The sequence below is a fragment of the Pseudomonas gingeri genome, assembly GCF_013385635.1.
Classification (GTDB): Bacteria; Pseudomonadota; Gammaproteobacteria; order Pseudomonadales; family Pseudomonadaceae; genus Aquipseudomonas; species Aquipseudomonas gingeri_A.
The window spans coordinates 69287-90151 of record NZ_JACAPR010000009.1 but is presented as its reverse complement, the minus strand read 5'-3'; the positions used below and the strand labels follow the sequence as shown (position 1 = coordinate 90151).

The 20865-nt window shown below is 63.1% G+C and carries 20 protein-coding genes; 4 read left to right on the top strand and 16 right to left on the bottom strand.

Annotated elements, in window-relative coordinates; genetic code table 11:
- Positions 1 to 7: 7 nt before the first annotated feature.
- Genes HX851_RS38530 through cpaB form a run of 8 tightly spaced genes read right to left on the bottom strand, consistent with a single transcriptional unit; the run spans position 8 to position 7450 of the window.
- Positions 8 to 274, bottom strand: a complete 267-nt coding sequence (locus tag HX851_RS38530; protein WP_177064615.1) for a DUF3613 domain-containing protein — start codon at positions 272 to 274, stop codon at positions 8 to 10.
- 32 nt (positions 275 to 306) lie between these two features.
- On the bottom strand, positions 307 to 1017 hold the full coding sequence (locus HX851_RS38525) for a tetratricopeptide repeat protein (protein ID WP_177062575.1): 711 nt from the start codon (positions 1015 to 1017) through the stop codon (positions 307 to 309).
- A gap of 11 nt (positions 1018 to 1028) precedes the next feature.
- Positions 1029 to 1919 carry a type II secretion system F family protein gene (locus tag HX851_RS38520; RefSeq protein ID WP_177062576.1) on the bottom strand — a complete coding sequence of 297 codons (891 nt, stop codon included), beginning with the start codon at positions 1917 to 1919 and terminating at the stop codon, positions 1029 to 1031.
- Position 1920: 1 nt separating this feature from the next.
- Entirely contained in the window at positions 1921 to 2808 is an 888-nt protein-coding gene (locus HX851_RS38515; protein ID WP_177062578.1) for a type II secretion system F family protein, read from the bottom strand.
- A 12-nt stretch (positions 2809 to 2820) separates the two neighbouring features.
- On the bottom strand, positions 2821 to 4098 hold the full coding sequence (locus HX851_RS38510) for a TadA family conjugal transfer-associated ATPase (protein ID WP_369680901.1): 1278 nt from the start codon (positions 4096 to 4098) through the stop codon (positions 2821 to 2823).
- Complete coding sequence (locus tag HX851_RS38505) at positions 4095 to 5282, bottom strand: CpaE/TadZ family protein (RefSeq protein ID WP_177062582.1); 1188 nt, start codon at positions 5280 to 5282, stop codon at positions 4095 to 4097. The genes HX851_RS38510 and HX851_RS38505 overlap by 4 nt, the downstream gene beginning before the upstream one ends.
- Complete coding sequence (locus HX851_RS38500; protein WP_177062584.1) at positions 5279 to 6493, bottom strand: type II and III secretion system protein family protein; 1215 nt, start codon at positions 6491 to 6493, stop codon at positions 5279 to 5281. Before HX851_RS38500 ends, HX851_RS38505 begins: the two co-directional genes overlap by 4 nt.
- 18 nt (positions 6494 to 6511) lie before the next feature.
- Positions 6512 to 7450 carry a Flp pilus assembly protein CpaB gene (cpaB, locus tag HX851_RS38495; protein ID WP_177064613.1) on the bottom strand — a complete coding sequence of 313 codons (939 nt, stop codon included), beginning with the start codon at positions 7448 to 7450 and terminating at the stop codon, positions 6512 to 6514.
- 306 nt (positions 7451 to 7756) lie between these two features.
- On the opposite strand from cpaB, the gene HX851_RS38490 reads away from it, so the two are divergent.
- Both HX851_RS38490 and HX851_RS38485 read left to right on the top strand, forming a co-directional pair.
- Positions 7757 to 7948, top strand: a complete 192-nt coding sequence (locus HX851_RS38490; protein WP_177064610.1) for a Flp family type IVb pilin — start codon at positions 7757 to 7759, stop codon at positions 7946 to 7948.
- A 66-nt stretch (positions 7949 to 8014) separates the two neighbouring features.
- Positions 8015 to 8428 (top strand): response regulator, encoded by a 414-nt coding sequence (locus HX851_RS38485; RefSeq protein ID WP_177062588.1) that lies wholly within the window; start codon positions 8015 to 8017, stop codon positions 8426 to 8428.
- An 84-nt stretch (positions 8429 to 8512) separates the two neighbouring features.
- On the opposite strand, the gene HX851_RS38480 is transcribed toward HX851_RS38485, so the two are convergent.
- Together HX851_RS38480 and HX851_RS38475 are read right to left on the bottom strand one after the other, a co-directional pair.
- A complete protein-coding gene (locus HX851_RS38480) occupies positions 8513 to 10183 on the bottom strand; it encodes a ShlB/FhaC/HecB family hemolysin secretion/activation protein (protein WP_177062589.1) in 1671 nt (556 codons plus the stop codon).
- Positions 10184 to 10382: 199 nt separating this feature from the next.
- Positions 10383 to 11870 carry a collagen-like triple helix repeat-containing protein gene (locus tag HX851_RS38475; RefSeq protein ID WP_177064608.1) on the bottom strand — a complete coding sequence of 496 codons (1488 nt, stop codon included), beginning with the start codon at positions 11868 to 11870 and terminating at the stop codon, positions 10383 to 10385.
- Between the two features lie 470 nt (positions 11871 to 12340).
- Between HX851_RS38475 and HX851_RS38470 the strand changes: the two genes are divergently transcribed.
- Entirely contained in the window at positions 12341 to 12634 is a 294-nt protein-coding gene (locus HX851_RS38470) for a hypothetical protein (protein WP_177062591.1), read from the top strand.
- 57 nt (positions 12635 to 12691) lie between these two features.
- Positions 12692 to 14041, top strand: coding sequence for an MATE family efflux transporter (locus tag HX851_RS38465; RefSeq protein ID WP_177062592.1), 1350 nt, complete (start codon positions 12692 to 12694; stop codon positions 14039 to 14041).
- A 27-nt stretch (positions 14042 to 14068) separates the two neighbouring features.
- Here HX851_RS38465 and HX851_RS38460 read toward each other — a convergent pair whose 3' ends face one another.
- From HX851_RS38460 to HX851_RS38435, 6 genes are all read right to left on the bottom strand, one after another.
- Entirely contained in the window at positions 14069 to 14866 is a 798-nt protein-coding gene (locus HX851_RS38460) for a DUF4123 domain-containing protein (protein WP_177064606.1), read from the bottom strand.
- Positions 14863 to 16200, bottom strand: a complete 1338-nt coding sequence (locus HX851_RS38455) for a contractile injection system protein, VgrG/Pvc8 family (RefSeq protein WP_177064604.1) — start codon at positions 16198 to 16200, stop codon at positions 14863 to 14865. The genes HX851_RS38460 and HX851_RS38455 overlap by 4 nt, the downstream gene beginning before the upstream one ends.
- Before the next feature lie 254 nt (positions 16201 to 16454).
- Entirely contained in the window at positions 16455 to 18368 is a 1914-nt protein-coding gene (speA, locus tag HX851_RS38450; RefSeq protein ID WP_177062595.1) for an arginine decarboxylase, read from the bottom strand.
- Between the two features lie 226 nt (positions 18369 to 18594).
- The gene (locus HX851_RS38445) at positions 18595 to 18966 is read right to left on the bottom strand and encodes a translation initiation factor Sui1 (RefSeq protein ID WP_177062596.1); all 372 of its coding nucleotides are present in this window, start codon (positions 18964 to 18966) and stop codon (positions 18595 to 18597) included.
- A 175-nt stretch (positions 18967 to 19141) separates the two neighbouring features.
- Positions 19142 to 19699 (bottom strand): NUDIX hydrolase, encoded by a 558-nt coding sequence (locus HX851_RS38440; protein WP_177064602.1) that lies wholly within the window; start codon positions 19697 to 19699, stop codon positions 19142 to 19144.
- 3 nt (positions 19700 to 19702) lie between these two features.
- Positions 19703 to 20770: a DUF2333 family protein gene (locus HX851_RS38435; protein WP_177062600.1), complete on the bottom strand. Its 1068-nt coding sequence runs from the start codon at positions 20768 to 20770 to the stop codon at positions 19703 to 19705.
- Positions 20771 to 20865: the final 95 nt, after the last annotated feature.

Here is a 20865-nt window from a genome sequence, read left to right as displayed (position 1 = left end):
GGCATGCTCAATTGCCCTTGACCCTCCCGCCCTCATCCTGCTTGTAGAAATCCGGGATCGGATGCTTGTAGCTGTCCAGCCAGCGCTGCAGGCTCTGTTCGCGCTCGCTTGGCGTCGCCACCTGGGGCGTGGGGGAGCGTTGCTGGCCCCGCACCTGCAACTGCAGCCAGTTTTCCGTCTCCTGTTGATAACGCGACGACGGTCCCGACTCAATGGCCTGGACCGTCAGTGACAACAACAGGCCGCCTGCGACCCACCCTGCTCGATAGTTCATCTCGACCTCCCTTCCCTCGACTTGGCGGCGATTTACTTGACGGCCGGCTTGTCCGCCCCGGCCACCACCGCGACCTGATCCGATCCTGACGCTGCCGGGTTCTTGAGTTGCTGCGCGCGAGCCTGGGCGTCGCTGACCTGTTCGGGACTCAGGCCCAGGCGTGTCACCAGTTGCGCCGCCTGGCTCCAGTTGTCCTGGTAGATCAGCAACGTGACCAGGTTCACCGCCGCCAGTGGGTCGGACTGCTTGAGCTCGATGGCGGTGAGGAACTCGAAACGCGCATCCTCCAGGCGCAATTGATTGAGGTAGACCACCCCCAGGTCATTGCGCACCTTCTCGTCGGTCGGCGCCAGGCGTGCCGCCCGCTGCAGATGCGCCATGGCCTGGCCGCTGTCCTTGCGCGCGGCGGCCAGTTGCCCGAGTCCATGCTCGCCCTCGGCCGCCAGGCAGGTGCCGAGCAGGCTGCGATACAGCGGCTCCGCTTCGCTACGGCCCAGTTGCCGATAGACCCGCGCCTTGCGCAAGCGCACCTCATCCAGGCTTTCCGGCAACTTCTGCAGGTTGGCGAGGCTGGCGTGCAGCTTGCCCTCGTTGGCCATATCGTCCGCCAGGTTCAGCGACAACTCCTGATCGGAGCTGGGTTTGCCGCAACTGCCGCCCGCCAGGGCCGCCCACGGCGCACGCCCATCCGTGGCACAGCCACCCAGCGCCAGCAGAGCCAGCCCCGCAATCACTGCTTTCATCGCATCACTCCCTAGGATGTGCCAAAAGCCCTGGCCAAGGCGGTAAAGCCAGGCCCGGCGAGGACAATCAATAACGCCGGAAACAGAAACACCATCATCACCACGGACATCTTCGCCGACATCTTGGAAATGTATTCCTGCAGGCGGGTCAGGCGTCGGTCATCCAGCAACTGCTTGAGTGCCAGCAGCGACTTCATCGCCCCGCCGCCCTGCTGGATCAATTGCTGGAGAATCACGCAGGTGTCGTCAAACTCGTCCACCGCCAGCAACCTCGCCGCCTTGCCCAGCTCTTCGCCGAGTTCAAGGCCCGAATCGACCCGCGCCAGCACCAGGCGCAATTCGCCGGTCAGCACCGGCAGCAACTGCCCGGACTCGTTGGCGAGCACCCGTAACGCCTGCTCCACTGCCATGCCCGACTCAAAGAGAATCCGCAGCAGGGGGATAAAGGTCGAGACTTCGATGGCGACCTGTTTCTGCCGGTTCCTGGCCACCGCGGCCAGGATGCGCTTGGGCAACAGGTAACCCGCCGCCAGCGCCAGGAAAGGTGCGATCCAGGGCGATTCGAGCTTGGGAAAAAACACCCCCTGCCCCACTAGCACAATCACCAATGCCAGCAACGGCACGCCGATCTGACTGGCGGCATATAACGAACGCTGGCTCGCCTTGCGCCAACCGACACGGTTGAGCAACACCTGGGTTTCGTTATCCAGGCTCACCGAGCGTTGTCCGAAACGGCTATCGCCCAACGCCCGCAACCAGCCGCTGAGCTTGCCGGCTTCGCGGACCATATGCCCCTGCAAGCGCTGCGTCACCGCCCGTTCACGCTGGCGATCCTGCAACAGGCTGCCGACAACCAGCACCAGGGCGGCGAGAAACAGCAGTGCGCTGATCAACAGGGCCATTTCATACGCTCCGCAACATGCGCCACAGCGCCAGGCAACCGAACACCTGGAGGCCGAAGGAGACCAGCAACATGCGCTGGCCGCTCGGGTCCTGCCACATGTTCATCAGATAACCGGGGTTGGTCACCATGAAGTAACCCGCCACGCTGACCGGCAACAAGGCCAGGACCACCGCCGTCATGCGTGTCTCGCCAGTCATGGCGCGCAGTTGTCGCGCGCCTTGCTCACGCTCGCGGATCAGCTTGATCAGGTTCTCCAGCAACTCGCTGGCATTGCCGCCATAGCGATGATTGACCTTCAGGCCGAGCGCCAGGAAACGGAACTCCTCGCGCTCGTAGAACTCGGCAAAATCGCTGGCCGCTTCAGGCAGGCTGACCCCCAGGTCGACATTGCGACGCACCCGGCCCATGGCCTCGCGCAACGGGTCCGCCGATGCCTCGATGCCACCCAGGATCGCATCGGCCAGGGTCTTGCCGGACTTCAGGCTGCGCACGGCATGATCGAGCAAGGGCGGCAGTTGTTCGACCATGCGGCGCACCCGGCGCTGGTAGCGCCAGCCGACAAACAGCCGCAGGCCAAGAGGCGGCATCACCAGCATGACCAGCCCACCGATCCAGCCTGCCGCCAGTGCGCCCATCAACACAAGCACCGCCCACATCACCAGCCACAGGCCAAGTCGCTCCCCGGGACGGTCGAGGCCGGCGCGCAGAAACAGTCGATCCAGGCGGTGCTTGCCCGGGCTCACGGCGCTGGCCAATTCCGGCTGCCCCTCGGCCAGCCGGCTCAGTACCCGCTCATTACCGGTCTTGCGCATGCCCAGATAGAACAGGCGCACCGAGCCCCCGAGCAACAGCAGGCAGATCAGACCGAGCAACAGCGCGCCAAGCATGGTCGAGCCTCCTCAATCGTCAAAGGTCAGGGACGACTCGCGTCGCAACTTGTCGCCCGCCGGATTGACGGCATCGCGCAGGAAGCCGAAACCGGTACGCCGATCCAGACGGAACAGGGTATTGGTGACATAGACGTCATCGCGCACACCCACCACTTCCACCACCTCGCTGACACAGCGTCGACCGTCGGGCATGCGGGTCAGCTGGATCACCACGTCCAGCGCCGCGCAGATCATCTGCCGCAAGGTCTTCTCCGCCACCTGGCGCCCAGTCAGTCCTACCAGGGTCTCCAGCCGCAACAGGGCATCCTGGGCATTGTTGGCATGCACGGTGCTCATGGAGCCGTCGTGACCGGTGTTCATCGCCGTCAGCACATCGAGCACTTCGACGCCGCGAATCTCGCCGAGAATGATCCGGTCCGGACGCATCCGCAGGGCGTTGCGGATCAGGTCGCTGGACTTCACTTCGCCATGGCCCTCGGCATTCGGCGGGCGGGTTTCCAGGCGCACCACATGGGGGTGATTGAGTTGCAGCTCGGCGACGTCTTCGATGGTGACCAGTCGCTCATGGCGGTTGATCAGTTGACTGAGGATATTGAGCAAGGTGGTCTTGCCGGTGCCGGTGCCGCCGCTGATCAGGACATTGCAACGCTTGCCCACGGCCTCCTGGAAAAACTCGAAGATGGCCTGGTCGATGGTCTGCATCGCCACCAGGTCGCTGCTCTTGAGCATGTCCTTGCGAAATTTGCGGATCGACAGGCAAGGCCCGTCCAGGGCAATCGGCGGGATGATCGCATTGACCCGGCTGCCATCGGGCATCCGCGCATCGACCATCGGCGACGACTCGTCCAGGCGCCGTCCGAGGGGCGCGAGAATCCGCTGGATGACCCGCTCCACGTGATGGTCATCGATAAACCGCAGGTCACTCTGGTGCAGGATGCCGTCGCGCTCGACAAACACCCGGTGCGGACCGTTGACCAGGATCTCGGTCACCGCCGTATCGCGCAGCAGCACTTCCAGCGGACCGAACCCGGTCAACTCATCGACGATTTCCTCGGCGAGCCGCTCCATCTCGTAGCGGGAAATCGCCAGGTGCAGGCGCGACACGTACTCGCCGACCTTGTCGATGACAAACTGCGCCAGGGCCTGGCGCGAGCCTTCCAGCAGGTTTTTCCCCGACTCCTCGATAGCATCGATGATATAGCGGTGCAGCACCAGCTTGAGGCCTTCGTGGTCGGTATTGCCGACCGACGAGCGCGACTGGCCGCCGAACAGTTTCTCGGCCATCACTTGTGTCCCCAGAGCCGGTTGAGCCAGCCCTCGGACGTTTTGGTGCGTCCCTCGGAGCGCTTGGCCAGGCGCTCACCCAGGGTCTTGAGTCCCTGGGTGAGTGCTTCGCGGGGGGCCAGTTCGAAGAGGGTCTGGCCCTGGTTCTTCGCATTGAGCCGAACCTCGGCGCCATGGGGCAGCACCGAGATGACCTCGAAGCCGAAGGTCTTGCCGAGGGTTTCCGAGTCCGGCGAAACCCCTTTGAGGTAGCGGTCGACCAGCAGCCGGGCGTGGTCGAGCTTCATGCCTTTCTCGCGCCACAGGTTGAGCACCGTCAGGTTGCGTCGGCAGTCGAGGACACTCTGGTCGGTGTACCAGAGCAGCTTGTCGCAATGGCTGACAAAGGTGCGCAGGGCTTCGCTGTCGGACTGCCCGGTGAGGTTCACCACGATATGCTGGAAGTGCTGGCGCAAGGCGCTGAGCAGCATGTACAACTCGGCGGCACTGGTGCGCTTGAGCGGCTCGTCGCTGCTCGCATAGGCGAGGATGCGCAGGCCCGCCTCGGCGCTGGTGAAGGCACTGTCGATCATCGTCGCATCCAGTCGGCGCAGGTGACGCAGGGCATCGCCAAAATGAAACGAACTTTCCAGGCCCAGCAGCGCCAGGCTGTCGCCTCGGGGCAGACCCAGGTCGAGCAGCAGGGTCTGTTGCCCGCTTTTCTGCACCACCAGCGCCAGGTGCGTGGCCAACAACGCACCGTCGGCATTGCCCTGGGCGCCGTAGAGCACGGTAAAGCCGCCCAGTTGGGTACTGGGGGTCACCGCCGGCAGGCGCTTGCTCAGGCGTCGGACCAGCCCGGCCACTTCGCTGGAACGCGAACCATAGGCGACAAAATCCCGGGCGCCGGCCCGCATCGCGTTGAGCACCAACTGGTTGTCCATGCCGTCGCCGAGGGCGACGATCGCCAGCATTGGCTTGGCCTCCAGCACGCCCTCGATCAGGGCGCTCTGGGCCACCAGGTTCTCGCGGTCGAGGCCAACGAAGATCAACCCGGCAAAGGTGACATCCACCAGCGAGAGCAATTCATCGAGGCTGCCGCCAGCGCTCACCACCTGCCCCAGCGGCGCCAGCGCGCCCTGCAGCCATTCCAGGTCCGTGGTGTTGCGGGTGATTGCCAGAAAGGTCTGGCTCAGGCTCTGGCTCATTGCGATAACCCACTGCGGCGGTCGTAGTTGCCGTTGTCGAGGAAGAACAGCCGGAACCAGTTCGGGTCGTATTGACGCAGTTTCTCCCCCGGCAGGCCGGGCAACTGGGCATCCGCCGCGAGCGGTTGGACCAGGTGCGGGGTGACGATCATCAGCAGTTCCTGTTCTTCGCGCTTGAGGCTCGAGTTGCGAAAGAACGCGCCCAGCACCGGTATCTCGCCAAGTCCGGGCAATTTGTTGACCTGGGAGCTGTTGCGGGTGCTGATCAGGCCACTGATGACGAAGCTCTCGCCGTCGGCCAGGGAAATGCTGGTATCGGTACGGCGGATCGTCAGTGCCGGCACCGGAGTACCGGAGATGGTCACCGCATTGCTGTAGTCCAGTTCGCTGACCTCGGGCGCGACTTTCAGGGTGATGCGGTTTTTGCCGATCACCGTCGGCGTCAGTGTCAGGCGAATACCGAACTCCTTGTACTCGATGGAGATCGTGTCGCTGCCACTGCTGGGCACCGGAATCGGGATCTCGCCACCGGCCAGGAAACTCGCGCTCTGCCCGCTCAGGGCGACCAGGCTGGGACGCGCCAGGGTGTAGGCGAAGCCGCTGCTTTCCAGGGCATTGATCAGCGCTTTGACGCGCCCGCCGCCAAAACCGATATTGAAGCCGCCGGTGTCGAAGGGCAGCCCTCCGGTCAAGCTGCTGCCGACCTGAGTGCCCGGGGTACCAAACAGGAAGTTTTTGCCCTGGCCGAAAATCGAAGTTCCCGCTTCCTTGAGCTTGGTCCGGCTAACTTCGACAAAACGGATATCGGTCTGTACCTGGCTGGGCAACGAGGGATCCGCCGAGGGCGATACCGAGGCCGTGGTCAGTCCCGCCGTGGCCTTGCCCTGGACAAATACCATGCTCTGGCGCGGCGCGCTGGAACAGGCTGTCCAGACCATCAGGCTGGTGGCCCCCGGCGCCATGCCGGTGAGCAGGAAGCCCTGGTTGCCGTTGAGATGCACATCAGCGATTTTCGGATCGCCCACGGCCAGGCGGGTGATTGCCACCGGCGACTGCAACGCCTGCTGCTGGCCTTCGCCCACTTCCACCACGGCGGGCAATTGCCCGAGGCCGGAGCAGGCAACCGAAGCCGCGAGGGCGGACTCCAACGGCAAACTCCCCAGGACCAGGGCCCAGACCACGCGTTTGACGCTCGACAGCGATCCACTCATCCATAACTTCCTTGCAGATCAGGGCGTTTGTTGACTGATTTGATTGCCACGAATCACCTCGACAGCGCGGCCATGTCCCGCACCCGGCGTCGCCAGGGACTGGCCCTTGGGCGCACCGGCCAAGGCCAGCTGGGTGAACTGGAACAGATCGTGGCTGGCCGCATCGAGCTGGCCGGAACCGGCGTTTTCCCCGGCCCAGTAGCGCGGCAGCAGATGTTCGTCGGCACTGCGCACCGCCAGGCGCAGGGTGCCGACCTGGGTCGCCAGCATCATCCGGCTCAGCAGTCGTTCGGGAACCGCCAGGACCACGGTGCGCGCACCGGCGCGACGCTGCTCCTGGCGGGCGCGCTCGTCTGCCGTCATGGCCGGGGTGGCGGGATTGCCGTCATTGGTCAGGCCCAGCTGATCGCCGACACTGAGCAGACGCATCGCCGGGATCACCACCTGGGCCGACTGCTGCAGATTGCTCGCGTCCTGGCGCAGGAACAGCAGCACATCGACGTAATCGCCCGGGGTCAACTGACCGCCCGCGCCGATCACTTCATCCACGGCCACCGCCAGCGCGCGCTCATCGGAACGGATCATCCGCGCCAGCGGGCCGCCGGCCTGGAAGCTCTCGTCGCTGAGCCAGGTCCCCGCCTTCAGCGGGCGCCAGGGCGTGCGGTCCACCGCCTGTTGCAATGAACTCAAGCTGCCGGCCGGTGCATTGCGCAGCCGTTCGACCACCAGGTCGGCGGCCGTCAGCGGGACAAAAGGAGGGACATCGTGGGCCAGGACCACCACCGGTTGGCGGGCCTGGTCTTCGGCACTGGCCACGGCTTTTTCGACAGGTGCGGTGGGCGTCTCCGGCGGAGCGACCGGTGCCGGCTGACGACTCAGCGTCAATCCCCAATAACCGGCAATGAGGGCGCCGATCAACAAAATGACCGCGAGCACCATGGTGACGCGACTGTTCATGACGGCTCTCCCTTTCCTGCTGCACGACAGACTGAAAAACCTGCGCATTCAGGCAGCTATGAACATCAACTATTTCGCTATTTGAAGGTAGCGCAGCTAGGACAAAACGCCATTACCGAGCGAAAAATATCCAAAGAAAGAGCAAGAAAACCGACATTTATTGACGCCAACTTCCGGATTAATACTTTGTGATTAATCCGTTCTTACAGTTGTTGGCCGCCGTTTTCTTGACAATGCTGTGATGGCATAGGGGAACCATGTCGCAAGACCGCTGTAACAGCGCTTTCAAGCGCAAGGAGATGTCAGATGTTCCTTGATTTCTTTACCAGGCTGTATGTGCAGGTCCAGGTTTTCTTTCACCGCAAAGAGGGTGCTTCGGGTATCGAGTATGCGATTGTTGCAGCAATGGTCGCCGTGGTGATTGCGGGTTTGGCGGGTGGTATAGGGGACAAAATAGAGACGATATTCACCAATATCAAAAATGGCATAGGCTCCTAGACTGACTCCTCATATCCCTCAAAGAGGCGCTACACTCCCATGCAAACCCAGTAACAGGAATCACCCATGACTTCCTCTGCTCCCCCACGCCAACAGCTCCTTCTAGTGGATGACGAAGAGGACGCCCTCCTGGAACTGGCCGAACTGCTGGAAGGAGAAGGGTTCTCCTGCTTTACCGCGACGTCGGTCAAGCAGGCGTTGTTCCACCTGACCAAACACCCGGACATTGCGCTGGTCATCACTGACCTGCGCATGCCCGAGGAAAGCGGCATGTCGCTGATCAAGCGCTTGCGCGAACACACCTCCCGCCAACACCTGCCGGTGATCGTGACGTCCGGTCACGCCGACATGGACGATGTCAGCGATATGCTGCGCCTGCAGGTCCTCGACCTGTTCCGCAAACCCATCTATCACGTGCGCCTGCTGGAAACCCTCAACAACCTGTTTCCGCAGCCACGGATACAGGTTGTGGGTTCCTGAATCACGCCCACCCACCCGACTCCTGACGCCAGACTTACTGCGAACAGCAAAAGCGCCGGCAAGCAAGCCGGCGCCTGCATCGCCCTACAATTGATAGCTGAAACTGAGGGTATAGCGCGGCCGTCGATTGAAGGTGTCCAACGCCATATCGGACATGGGCTTGGCCGCTTCCAGGGCGATGTTGTAGTAGCGCCCGTCGCCGAAGCGAAAGCCCAGCGCCGCCGAGGACATGTCCGAGGCCTTGATCGGCGATTCATTGAACCAGGCTCGCGCCCGGTCCAGTACCACATAGGGCTGCAGCACCTTGACCCAGGCACCGTCGCGGCTGAAGCTGTAGTTCAGCTCATAGGCCACGCCCCAGCCCTTGTCGCCATTGCCCTGGTCATCCGGATAACCGCGGCCGAAATTCTGCCCGCCGAACACCGCCCGTTCGCTGTCCGGCAGGTTGTCCCGGCTCCAGTACAGCGCCGCCGAGATCACGCCCTGCCAATGCTCGAAAAACTTGTCGCTCTGCACCCCCGACAGCCGTAGCCGGAAGAAGTCCAGGTCGTACAGCTCGTTGTTGGTATTGGCGCCCATGCCATTGATGCCCTGGTAGACACCGGCACTGAGAATACGCAGGCGCTCGGCATCCGATTTGCGCCAGTCACCCTCGAATGCCAGTGCACGCAGGTCAGTCTTCTCCTCCACCTTCAGCGGTTGCCCGACCACCTGGTAACGGGTCTTGTCATTCACGCCATAGAGCCGTCCGCCGAGACTCAGCCATTCGTTGCTGGCAGCAATCAGCGGATGGCTGACGCCGATGGAAAAGCGATCGTTCTGACGATGGGGCTCCAGTTCGAGGTTGTTGTCCAGGATCAGGTTGCTGCTGGGATCACTGCGATAGTGCGACCCGTACAGGCTCAGTTGGGTGCCTTCGGCATTGAGGAACTGGCTGTAGTCGACGCGGTAGTAATGTTCCTTGTCCTTGCCCGGTGGAAACAGGCCGCTCACGCTCAGTTGCTCGCCCATCGATGTCCAGGCGTTGCTGCTGGCACCGAGCAGCGCCTGCAGGCTGTCGCGACTGCTGTCCACGGTATTCAGGGACGTGGTGAACGGCTTGCGACTGGCGATCGCGATCAGGCTGGTCGCGCCGTCGGTAGTCCCGGGCGGTGGGACCTGGGCCTGCAGGGCCACGCCGGGAATCCGGCTCATCAGGGTGGTGTAGCGTTCGAACGTCTTGCGAGTCAGTGGGCGCTCGGCCTTGAGCTTGGCCACCAGCTTGTCGAGGAGCCCGGACACCGCGCCGATATCCCCCTGCAACTGGTAGTCGCGGATATAGCCCTCGACCAGCACCACGCGGACCAGACCCTGGTTGAAGTCCTGCGGAGGCAGGAACGCGTAGGACAGCAGATAACCATCTTCCTGATAACGACGGGTGATGCCGCGTGTGGCCTCGATCAGATCGGCCAGGGTCGTCTCGTGCCCCATCAAGGGCTGATACAGCGCACCGAGTTCCTGCAACGGATAGATCGTCCCGCCTTCGATCTGCAGCTTGCGGATGGTCACTCTGGTTCCCATCAGCAACGCCTGGCCCTGGCTTGCAGCGGGTTGTGGCAACTGCGGGCTGATGCTCTGCGGACGGTAGGCGTCAGCAGGCAGGTTCGGGGTCGGCAGGGTGCGAACGGTGTCGTTGCTGTTGAGAAAACTGGGCAGGGTATCGGCGTAGACGGATGAACAGAGGGCGCACAACGAAAACAGGGCAAAAACGCGCATGGGACACTCCATTGCCAGACCGCAGCGGCGTTGCGAAAAAAGAGTATTGAGGCTCGCGGTGCATCATCTGCTGTGACACGACCGGTCCAGGAGCCTTGCAACTGCACTCGAAAAAAGACGAGAGAATCAATTGAATCCCTCGTCTCAACCAAGCGTAGGCGCTGTAGGAATGGCCGTCGAATCGGCCAGGTGCAATTCGCTATTTTCGACTGGTCAGGCCCAGGCCATTGAGCAACCCGCCAAGACCGCCCGCACTGCCACCGGTCGCGGTACCGGTGCCGGTTCCGCCGTTGACCAGGCCGCCGACCGAACCGACGGTGGCGCCCACGGCATTGACGGTTTGTCCCAGTGTGCTGACCACGGGATTGCTGCTGGCGCTGTCAAGCTTGGTGCCGATGCCGCTCACACCGCTGCCGATCTGCCCCAGCAGGCCGCCCACCGGGCCGCCCAGGCCGGTGGTGTTGCCGATGTTCTGGGTCAGGCTGGTTACGCCAGAGGTCACCGGATTCAGCGCATTGCCAAAGTTGCCGCCCAGGCTGGCCAGCGGCGCACCGGCGCCGGTGTTGGCCATCCCGGTGCCACCGAACAGGGTGCCCAGCGAAGCGATGTTGTTGCCCAGCGAGAGTCCGGTCAGCCCCAGCGAATCGAGCAAGCCATTGCTGCTGCCGGCCGCCACACCGGTGCCGACACCGCCGACGATACCGCCCACGGTTTCCAGCAGCCCGGCTCCGCCCAGGCCTGGCAGGCCGCCGGAACCGGAGCCGCTGCCCGAACCATTGGGATTCACATAACCGCCCGCCGTGCCGACCAGGCCACCGGCATTGCCGAGCAGCCCGCCGACGGTATTGGTCAGGGGATTGTTGTTACCGGCATCGGCAACCTTGTCACCGGTAGTGTCCAGCGCCGTACCGACACGCTCGAGCAGGCCACCGACCGGATTGCCCAGGCCGGTCGCACTACCGACCTTGGCCGTGGTGCTTTCCACCAGGGAGATCACCGGGACCAGCTTGTCACCGACGCCCTGGGTCAAGCCGCCCAATGGACCGGTGGTGGAAGCGGTGCTGAGGGTGTCGCCGAGCATGGTGACCCGCTGGCCGACCCCATCCACCAGGGTGCCGACTTGCCCCACTACCGGGCTGACGATGGGAATGTTCTGAATCGGCGCCGTGGCGGCAAAGGCCTTGACCCCTTTACCCAGACGGGACACCCCCGTCCCCAGGTCGCCGGCGGCATCGCCAACACCGGCGACAGTGGTGCCGAGGGCATTACCGTCGGTGCCCAACTGGCCAAGGCCGTTGGTCAGGCCGGCACTCAGGCTGCTCACCGCATCACCGGTCGAATCCACCAGGCCACCGACGCCACCGGTCAGGGCCGTGCTGCCCAGCAGGGGAACCGCCGCCAGGTTGGTGCCAAGGGTGCTGACCAGATCGCCCACGCCATCAGTAGTGGATCCCACACTACTGACAACCCGGCTGGTAACCAGGGGCGCAACCGTGCCGCCACCGGTCCCACCGCCCGTGCCACCACCACTACCGCCACCGCTACCACCACCGGCACCCGAGCTGCCGTCCGAAGCACTGGTCTCGCTATGACTGCCACCGCCACCACTGCTGCAGCCCGAGAGGCTGACTGCCACAACCAACATCAATGCCGTACTTGCTTTCCACCATATTTTTTGAGTGTTCATGAGCGTGAGTCCTTGCACCTGTGTACTGCCTGTTATTTTTAGAAAGCCCCTCGTTCCATTGACCGAGAGATACTTTCATCCGTACAGGTATAACAGTCCCGAAACCCACTTTCGACAACGCTAAACTTGGTATTAACAACTAATATAAAGTTTGCAAAATCGACGAAAAAGCTAATACCAATTAAATAGCCATTCCTTGACGCCAATATAAAAACCCATACTTATCAATGACAAACAAACTCACGCCGACACAGTAAAAAAACCTATGACTTAAGTTGTATATATACAATTTCCAGTACCGGCAGCCTGAAAAGGCTCTTGATTCGGTCCTGATGCTCAAATAGACAGTAGGCGCACAGTCACGCCATCCTGAATTTCCGCTCGCAAACCTCTATGCTCAAGGGAACTCGACGGCTCGCTTCATGGCCAAAGGCTGAAATCCGTCGCCACACGCTCATCGGGATACACACATGCAGGCAGAAAGTTTTTTCGAGTGGCTGGGCCGGGCACTGGGATCGGTGATCCGTTTTATCGTCGACGGACTGAGCGGGCTGTTCAACCTGTTGACCCACGCCGGCGGCAACTTCGTCGATGGCCTGGCCCGGGCCCTGGGCATGGACACCTCGCTGATCAGCATCCTGATCCTGATCATCGGCCTGATGTTCCTCTACTCGGCGGTCCGCGCCTTCATGCGCGCTTCGATCATTTTCGGCATCATCTGGCTGGTGCTCGGGCTCTGGCTGCTGAGTTGGATCATCCACTGACGCTCACCACGCCCGCCAAGGCCGGCGCTACAATGCGCGCTCTTTCAAGGAGCCTGCATGTCCACCCTGATCGCTGACTGGCGCGACCGCCCAACCCACCGCAAGGTCTGGGCCCTCGCCGCGCCGATGATCCTGTCGAATATTTCCGTTCCCCTCGTGGCCCTGGTCGACAGCACCGTGATCGGCCACCTGCCCCATGCCCATCAACTGGGTGCCGTGGCGGTAGGGGCCAGCCTGTACATTTTCCTGGCCTGGGCCATGGGTTTCCTGCGCATGGGCTCCACCGGATTCGCCGCGCAGGCCGCCGGTCGCGGCGACGGCACGGCGTTGCGGCAGATCCTCTTGCAGGGACTGCTGTTGAGCCTGGGGCTGGCGGCCTTCCTCGGGGTGATCGCCCTGCCCTTCAGCGATCTGGCGCTGAAGGTCATGCAACCCTCCGTCGAGCTGCACCAGTTGACCCTGGACTTCTTCCACACACGGCTGTTCGGACTGCCGGCGGCCCTGGCCAGCTATGCTCTGGTCGGCTGGTTCCTCGGTACCCAGAACGCCCGTGCGCCGCTGGCGATCCTGCTGACCACCAACCTGATGAATATCGCGCTGAACCTGTGGTTCGTGCTCGGTCTCGACTGGGGCGTGGTCGGCTCGGCCCGCGCCTCGGTCATCGCCGAATGGAGCGGCGCCCTGCTCGGCCTGGCGCTGACCGGCAAGGCCTTGCGCACCCACCCTGGCAAGGTCGCCTGGGCCGCGCTGGCGCTGTGGCAGAACTGGCGGCCGTTGCTGACGGTGAACCGCGACATATTCATTCGCAGCATGGCCCTGCAATCGGTGTTTTTCCTGATCACGGTGCAAGGCGCCCGGCTCGGCGACGCCACCGTCGCGGCCAATGCCTTGCTGCTCAACGGTCTGTTGCTGACAGCGCACGCCCTCGATGGCCTGGCCCATGCGGTGGAAGCCCTGTGCGGCCATGCCATCGGCGCCCGCGAACGGCAGACCCTGCGCCGATCGCTGGTGGTTGCCGCCGGCTGGTCACTGCTGGCCAGCCTCGCCTTCGCCCTGCTGTTCCTGCTCGGCGGCCACCTGTTCATTACCCTGCAGACCGATATCCCCAGCGTACGCGAAACCGCTTTCGGCTACCTGCCTTACCTCGCCGTATTGCCCTTGATCGCCGTCTGGAGCTACCTGCTCGACGGCCTGTTCATCGGCGCCACGCGGGCCAGGGAAATGCGCGATGCCATGCTCCTGAGCGTGCTGCTCAGCCTGCCCTTTGCCTGGGTCTTGAGCAGCCATGGCAATCACGGCCTGTGGATAAGTTTCCTGTTGTTCATGCTGCTACGCAGCCTGACCCTGGCCGCCTGTGCCTTGAAGCTGCGCAAGCAGGATCGCTGGTTCGACAGCCCGGCTCACTGAGCCCGGCTATCACTCGCACCCAGGCCGTCAGCCGTGTGTCCGACTCCAGGCCTGGCGCAGGTTTTCCAGGCGTTCACCGGGCGTCTCACCCTGCAGGCCAGGCGGAAATGACGCCGCCGGATACTGCGCGCGCAGACCCAGCCAGTCATCGAGGGTCGCGCTGTCGCGGAAGCCCTGGGCGACGCCTTCCTGCAGATGGTGCCAGGTCTTGCCGTAATCGTGGCCGCTGGCACAGCTCCACTGATAGGCATGTCGCTCCAGCAGGCAGGCCTGCAAGCGCCGTTGCTGCATGGCGCCGAGAAACTCCCGATGCCCCAGGGCGGGCCCCTCCAGGCGTGGATTGATCAGTTGCTGCCAACCGAGACTGCCAACGGCCTTGTCGGCCCAGGTGCCGCCGTGCCAGTAGAGCAGGATGATCGGCCCGAGCCAACGGCTCAGCTCGTGGGCATCCGCGCCATCGAAGAAGTAGCTGGCCGTCTGCGGGTTGTAGTAACTGAGCACACCCTGGCGCTGCGCATCGAAACGCACCACCAGCATCTGCCGCAAATGCGCGAGCAGGGTCGCCACCGGTACACGGCTGAGCAGGAACAGCCCGGCCCATTGCCGGGGTCGGGTCTGGCTCAGCTTTGCCAACTGACAGTCCGCGGCCAGCTTCACCAGCCGCGGCCCCCAGTCACGCACGCCATGGAACGGCGTGCCTTCGAACAGCAAGTGGCTCTCATAGCTGGCGTAGCGTTCCCGCAACGCCGCGACCAGCCCCGGAGCGCCGGGAATGTCCAGGAGCAGCCACAGCGTACCGGGCGTCGCCGGATCATCGCTGATCATGAGACACCGCCCTGGCCACCCGCCACGGTGCCCGGACAATCCCAGGAAGCCGGCCGGCCGCCAGCAAACGCGGGTTGGCTTAAAAGCACCAGTGGATGCCCCTCGCGCAGCAGCTCGAATGCCGACCCGCCAGGGCAACGTTGCGTGATCGCCGGTGCCGGGCTCGAGTGCAGGGCATCGCAGCGGCCAACGATTCGCGGTTGATCCGGATCGCCTTCGAGGAAACGCACCCAGATCGCGGTACCCGGCTCAAGCCCCGCCGCAAAGGCCTGGCGCTCGCCTGCCGTCGACTGGGCAAGCGGCAGCCAGCAGTCACCCTGGCTGGCCCCCTCGCCCTGATAGAACGCCAGCAACTGCACGGCCACCCGCCCCTGCGCATCGCACCTGGCCCTACGCTTGTCCGCCGCGACCACCCAGGCCCGGAACAGGCCGGACAACAGCGGCCTCGGGTAGCGGTCCGGGGTACGCAAGGCCACCTCCCAGGAGGTGGCGCGAAAGATGTTGCTGTAGATCATCGACCGCGGATCCAACGGGTTGCTGTCCCCACGATGCTCAAGGGCCGTGAGCAGCCAGAGGCGGTTCCACGGCGCACAAGGGTGGCCCGACAACGGCATGAAGCTGGCGCAGTGCAGCCCCGGAAGATCGCTTTCGCCCTGCGCCGACTCCTGGGCACGTCCGGCGCGTCGGCGGGCATCTCCCGACAGATTGACGCAGAAATCCCGGATACCCGCGCCCTCCTCCGGACAGAAACGTGCCTCGTGCACACGACGCAAGGCCCCCAGGCTGTCGGCAAACACCAGTCGATGACGGTCACGGGCGTGCTGGAAGTGAAAGTGAATACCTTCTTCGGCACACAGCCGCTGGATGAACTGCAGGTCGGACTCGTCGAACTGCACGCAATACGGGCGCAGGGTGCAGCGGCCCTTGAGGGCAAAGCGAAAGGCATCCTCGCCCAGGCCATGCTCGCCGAGCACCTGGGCAATGATGCCGGGCACCGATCGCTGCTGGAACAGTCGTCGTCGCCAGCGCTGTGCCAGGCAACCCAGGCGCGGGCCCAGGTGCAGGCGGTAATGGTCTCGCGCCAGGCCGCCACAACGCAGATTGATACCCTGGATCTGTCCGTGGATGCCCTGGCCGTTCGCCCCCAGGGCCAGGAAACAACTGCGGTACATCAATCCGCCCAGGTCCGCTGCGGCCTCCTCGTCAAGCACATCCACCTCGAAAGAGAACAGCTCGCTGACGGCCTCGTGACCACTGAAGGAGGTGACAGTCAGCGCATGGGACAAGCCGGCAACATCCAGACGAAAGAACGACTCGGTGACTGGATCGAACATTGGCTTTCCTCTACATGGACCTACGGAACCAGCTTGGGATTCTCGCCGACAGACAAGACCGAGTAGAGGGTCGAAGAGGTGTTAGAGAAATTGCCTACGCAAAACGCGGAAGCGAAGAAGCCATCACTTTGCCGTTAGCCAATAAAAAACCCACCGCCAAGGGTGGGTTTTTCGACAATCAGATGCCGCCTACATAATCAAAGGAAAAAGCCCTTTGCCGAAAGAGCTTTTTCCGAGGAACTTTCGGCCTTACCTCAAGAAGACAGGTAGGAAGAACGGGTCAGGCCGAGACGCAGGGCGTCGAGGTACTGGGTCCGCTCTTTCACACTGATATTGGCGCTCGCCACTTTGTCGCGGTAATGCGTCATCAGTTCTTCCGGCGACAAGTGCACATAACGCAGCATGTCCTCGATGGTGTCGTGGGTCTCGATACCGGCGTGGTACACGCTGCCATCGGCGTTCTGGTAGATGTTCACCGAGTCGGTATCACCGAACAGGTTGTGCATGTCACCGAGAATTTCCTGGTAGGCACCCACCAGGAAGATCCCCAGCAAGTAGTCTTCGCCTTCGTTCAGCGCATGCACCGGCAAGCTGGTCTCGATGCTCTGCTCGTCGACATACTGCTTGATCTTGCCGTCGGAGTCGCAGGTCAGGTCTTGCAGCACCGCACGGCGCAGCGGCTCTTCGTTCAGGCGGTGCAGCGGCAGGATCGGCAGCACCTGGCCGATGGCCCAGGTGTCGGGCAGGCTCTGGAACACCGAGAAGTTGCAGATGTACTTGTCGGCCAGCTTGTCGTTGAGTTCGTCGAGCACCTGGCGATGCGAGCGCTGGCGGGCCTTCAACGAGTTGTGCAGGCGTCGGCAGACGGCGAAGTAGCACTGCTCGGCCAGGGCTTTTTCGGCCAGGGTCAGCTTGCCGTCGGCATACTGGGTGGCCACGTCGCTCATGTAGTGCGTGGCGCGCCAGTAGGTTTCGGTGACCATCTCGATATCGGTCGGGCCCAGCAGTTCCACCAGCCACTGCACGGTTTCCGGCAGGTTCTCCGGGTTGTCGATATGCGGCACGTCGTCGTTGTGCTTCTCGACGTCGGTCACCTGCACCACCAGCATGGCGTGGTGGGCGGTCAGCGAGCGGCCGCTTTCCGAGAAGATGTTCGGATGCGGCAGGTTCTGCGCATCGCAGAACTCCTTGAGCATGCCGACCACGACACCAGCATAGTCATCCATGTCGTAGTTGATCGAACTGGCGTTGCGCGAGTGGGTGCCATCGTAGTCGACACCCAGGCCGCCACCGACGTCGATATGGTCCACCGGCAGGCCGAGGTTGCGCAGTTCGCCGTAATAACGGATCGCTTCCTTGAAACCGTACTGGTAGTCCGCCAGGTTGGCGATCTGCGAACCCATGTGGAAGTGCAGCAGGCGAATGCCCTGGTCCAGGCCGGCCGCGCGGAAACGCTCGACCACCGACAGCAGTTGCGCCGCCGACAGGCCGAACTTGGACTTCTCGCCACCGGTGTCGGCCCACTTGCTCGAAGCCAGGGAGGACAGACGTACCCGCAGGCCGACCTGGGGCTTGACCTTGAGGGACGCCGCCTCTTCGATCACCAGTTCGACTTCGGATTCTTTCTCGATCACGATAAAGACGTTGTGGCCGAGCTTCTGGCCCATCAAGGCCAGACGGATGAACTCGCGGTCCTTGTAGCCGTTGCAGACGATGGTGCCGCCTTTCGGCGCCAGCGCCAGCACGGCCAGCAGTTCCGGCTTGGAGCCGGCTTCCAGGCCGATGGAGACGTCCTGGGTGGCGATGATGTTCTCGATCACCGCTTCCTGCTGGTTGACCTTGATCGGGTACAGCGCGGTGTACTTGCTCTGGTATTCCAGGCGTTCGATGTTGGCGTCGAACGCACCGGTCAACTGGCGCACGCGGTCCTGCAGGATATCCGGGAAACGTACCAGCAGCGGCAGGGACAAGCCGCTCTTGCGTAACTCGTCGACCTGCTCGAAGAGGTCGATAGGCGAACTGCTTGGACCGTTCGGACGAACTTCGACGCGACCGGCGTCATTGATCGCGAAATACCCGGCCCCCCAATGGCGAATCCCATAAACACTGCGGCTGTCCGCAACTGTCCATTGGCTGCCATCGTCTTTGCGTGTGCGTCGTACGGACATCGAAGTCCCCTATAAAGAAGTCAAATAACGCCACCTGGATCCAGGCTGCGCGCAGTCTAAAGAATGAAAATGACGATTCGCCTGCATGCAAGGGTTGTGACCTTGAATCCAGTACCGAGTTTAGAGGCTGTTCGGGAACAGGCTCTGTGAAAACCATGGGGACGACCGCCAGGCCACGTTCAGCCGGGCCGGCAGGTCAACTTCACGGTGGTTTTCACAGAGGCTGCTAGCCGCCGGACTTCTTCGCCTTGAAACCGTGTTTGCCCAGTTCCGCCAACAGCAACTCGACGTGATCGCCCTGGATCTCGATGACGCCATCCTTCAAGGCGCCGCCGGTACCACAGCGTTTCTTCAACGTGGTTGCCAGTTCCCTGAGGGCGTCTTCGGCCAGGGGCACGCCGGTGATGGTGGTCACCGTCTTGCCGCCACGGCCCTTGCTTTCGCGACGCACGCGGGCAATGCCGTCACCGGCGGGGATCTGGGTTTGTTTGCAGATACAGGCGGCCACCGGCTGGCTACAGTCCGGGCAATGTCGACCTGCGTCGGTGGAGAACACCAGGCCGCCGAGGGCGGCGAAGGATGCGGCTTTTTTGGCCACCGGCAATCCTCTTGGGAGGACAAAGACTGGTCGTCGCGCCTGGGCAGGCGTCCGCGACCGCGAAGCCCCACTCAGGCAGGGGCAGCGCAACTCAAGCGGCCAGGCCGCTTGAGCTTGAAAAGTCGCGCAGTGTAACGGCAAAAAGCCGATGACCCAAGAGCCAATCGGCGCCATTTCATGAAGGTTTTGCGACCTCCGTCGCCTGGCCCTGCAAATAGCGCTTCAACGCCGCCAGGGAGTCCGGGCAATAAGGCTTCTGCGCCGTTTCGGCCAGGGCGGCGGCGACCGGGATGAAACGCGCTTCCAGCACTTCTTCCGGCTGCAGCCGCAACGGCCCGTCCCAGACGGCACTGAACACCGCGCACCAGAGCCGGTTGCCCGGCTGGTCGAAGAAAAAATGCTCATGGGCGGTCAGCGGCACGCCCCCCACGCCCAACTCTTCCTCCAGCTCGCGGGCCGCCGACTCGGCGTAGCTTTCATCGGCCTGGACCATGCCGCCCGCCGCCACATCCCAGTAACCGGGATAGATGGCCTTGCTCAGGGTACGGCGATGCACGCACAACTCGCCGGCCGAATTGAACAACAGGACATAGGTGCCGCGGCCGATAAGGCCGCGCTCGCGCAACTCGGCCCGGCCGAGAGCACCGAGTAACCGGTCCTCGCCATCGACCCAGGCGATCTGTTCGGCATCGGAGGCGGCGCGGTGCGCAGCCTCCCTCGGGGAGACATTCATCGATCAGCCCTGGTTGAGCAGTTGGCGCAGGTCGATCACCGCGGCGTTGGCCCGCGAGATGTAGTTGGCCATGACCAGCGAGTGGTTGGCGAGAATGCCGAAGCCGCTGCCGTTGAGGATCATCGGGCTCCACACCGGCTCCTGCGACGCCTCCAGCTCACGGATGATCTGCCGCACGCTGACGGTGGCATTCTTCTTCGCCAGCACGTCGGCGAAATCGACCTCGATGGCCCGCAACAGGTGCGACAGCGCCCAGGCCTGGCCACGGGCCTCGTAGAACACGTTGTCGATCTGCAACCACGGCGTCTCGACCACCTCTTCATCGACCTGCGGCGCCTGGCCGGGGATCACGCTTTCGGTTTTCAGCGCGGTATTGAGCTTGACCCGTCCGACACTGGCCGACAGACGCTGGGACAACGAGCCCAGGCGCGTGGCGACATCGCCGAGCCAGTTGTTCAGGTTATCGGCGCGGGCATAGAACAGCGCGTTGTTCTGGTTCGGATCGGACAGGCGGGCCTGGTAGCGGCTCAGGGAGTTGATCCCTTCCTGGTATTCCGACTCACTGGACGGCAGCATCCAGCTCTTGTTGTCGAAGTTGAAGCGCGGCTCGGCCTTGGCCAGGTCGGCGTCTTCGGCCGACTGCGACTGCGAACGGGCGAAATCCTTGCGCAGGGCGCGGGTCAGATCGCGGACCTGGACCAGCACGCCGTATTCCCAACTGGGGATATTGTCCAGCCAGAGGCCAGGCGGAAAGCGGTCGTTGGAGAGATAACCGCCCGGCTTGGTCAACAGGGTACCGGCAACGGTCTTGAGGGTTTCCACCGTGGTAAAGCCCACGACCATCTTGCGCCCTTCCTTCTCGGCGGCGATCTGGGCGTTCTGCTGCACGGGAAACAGCGCAGGCTCCTGGCTCCAGTACCAGCCGAGCAGGATCGTCACCACCAGGTACAACCCGATCAGGGTCGCCAGGGCACGACTGAACAGCAGGCCGCCGAAATAGCCGCGGGTCGCCGACTTGGGTTCGGCAGCACGATCCGGCGCGCTGCCTGCGCGTTTTTTCCAGTCCAGCATGGCTCTATCCTTTCAATCACTTGAGTTCATCGGTTCGACCACAACCCTACTCCATCGTGCCTTGCCTGCCTCGGCTTAAATCAACCCGGGCAAAT

Coding starts and splice junctions, on each gene's coding strand:
- HX851_RS38530 (WP_177064615.1), bottom strand. CDS start 274: ATGAACTATCGAGCAGGGTGGGTCGCAGGCGGCCTGTTGTTGTCACTG.
- HX851_RS38525 (WP_177062575.1), bottom strand. CDS start 1,017: ATGAAAGCAGTGATTGCGGGGCTGGCTCTGCTGGCGCTGGGTGGCTGT.
- HX851_RS38520 (WP_177062576.1), bottom strand. CDS start 1,919: ATGGCCCTGTTGATCAGCGCACTGCTGTTTCTCGCCGCCCTGGTGCTG.
- HX851_RS38515 (WP_177062578.1), bottom strand. CDS start 2,808: ATGCTTGGCGCGCTGTTGCTCGGTCTGATCTGCCTGCTGTTGCTCGGG.
- HX851_RS38505 (WP_177062582.1), bottom strand. CDS start 5,282: ATGAGCCAGAGCCTGAGCCAGACCTTTCTGGCAATCACCCGCAACACC.
- HX851_RS38500 (WP_177062584.1), bottom strand. CDS start 6,493: ATGAGTGGATCGCTGTCGAGCGTCAAACGCGTGGTCTGGGCCCTGGTC.
- cpaB (WP_177064613.1), bottom strand. CDS start 7,450: ATGAACAGTCGCGTCACCATGGTGCTCGCGGTCATTTTGTTGATCGGC.
- HX851_RS38490 (WP_177064610.1), top strand. CDS start 7,757: ATGTTCCTTGATTTCTTTACCAGGCTGTATGTGCAGGTCCAGGTTTTC.
- HX851_RS38485 (WP_177062588.1), top strand. CDS start 8,015: ATGACTTCCTCTGCTCCCCCACGCCAACAGCTCCTTCTAGTGGATGAC.
- HX851_RS38480 (WP_177062589.1), bottom strand. CDS start 10,183: ATGCGCGTTTTTGCCCTGTTTTCGTTGTGCGCCCTCTGTTCATCCGTC.
- HX851_RS38475 (WP_177064608.1), bottom strand. CDS start 11,870: ATGAACACTCAAAAAATATGGTGGAAAGCAAGTACGGCATTGATGTTG.
- HX851_RS38470 (WP_177062591.1), top strand. CDS start 12,341: ATGCAGGCAGAAAGTTTTTTCGAGTGGCTGGGCCGGGCACTGGGATCG.
- HX851_RS38465 (WP_177062592.1), top strand. CDS start 12,692: ATGTCCACCCTGATCGCTGACTGGCGCGACCGCCCAACCCACCGCAAG.
- HX851_RS38460 (WP_177064606.1), bottom strand. CDS start 14,866: ATGATCAGCGATGATCCGGCGACGCCCGGTACGCTGTGGCTGCTCCTG.
- HX851_RS38455 (WP_177064604.1), bottom strand. CDS start 16,200: ATGTTCGATCCAGTCACCGAGTCGTTCTTTCGTCTGGATGTTGCCGGC.
- speA (WP_177062595.1), bottom strand. CDS start 18,368: ATGTCCGTACGACGCACACGCAAAGACGATGGCAGCCAATGGACAGTT.
- HX851_RS38440 (WP_177064602.1), bottom strand. CDS start 19,699: ATGAATGTCTCCCCGAGGGAGGCTGCGCACCGCGCCGCCTCCGATGCC.
- HX851_RS38435 (WP_177062600.1), bottom strand. CDS start 20,770: ATGCTGGACTGGAAAAAACGCGCAGGCAGCGCGCCGGATCGTGCTGCC.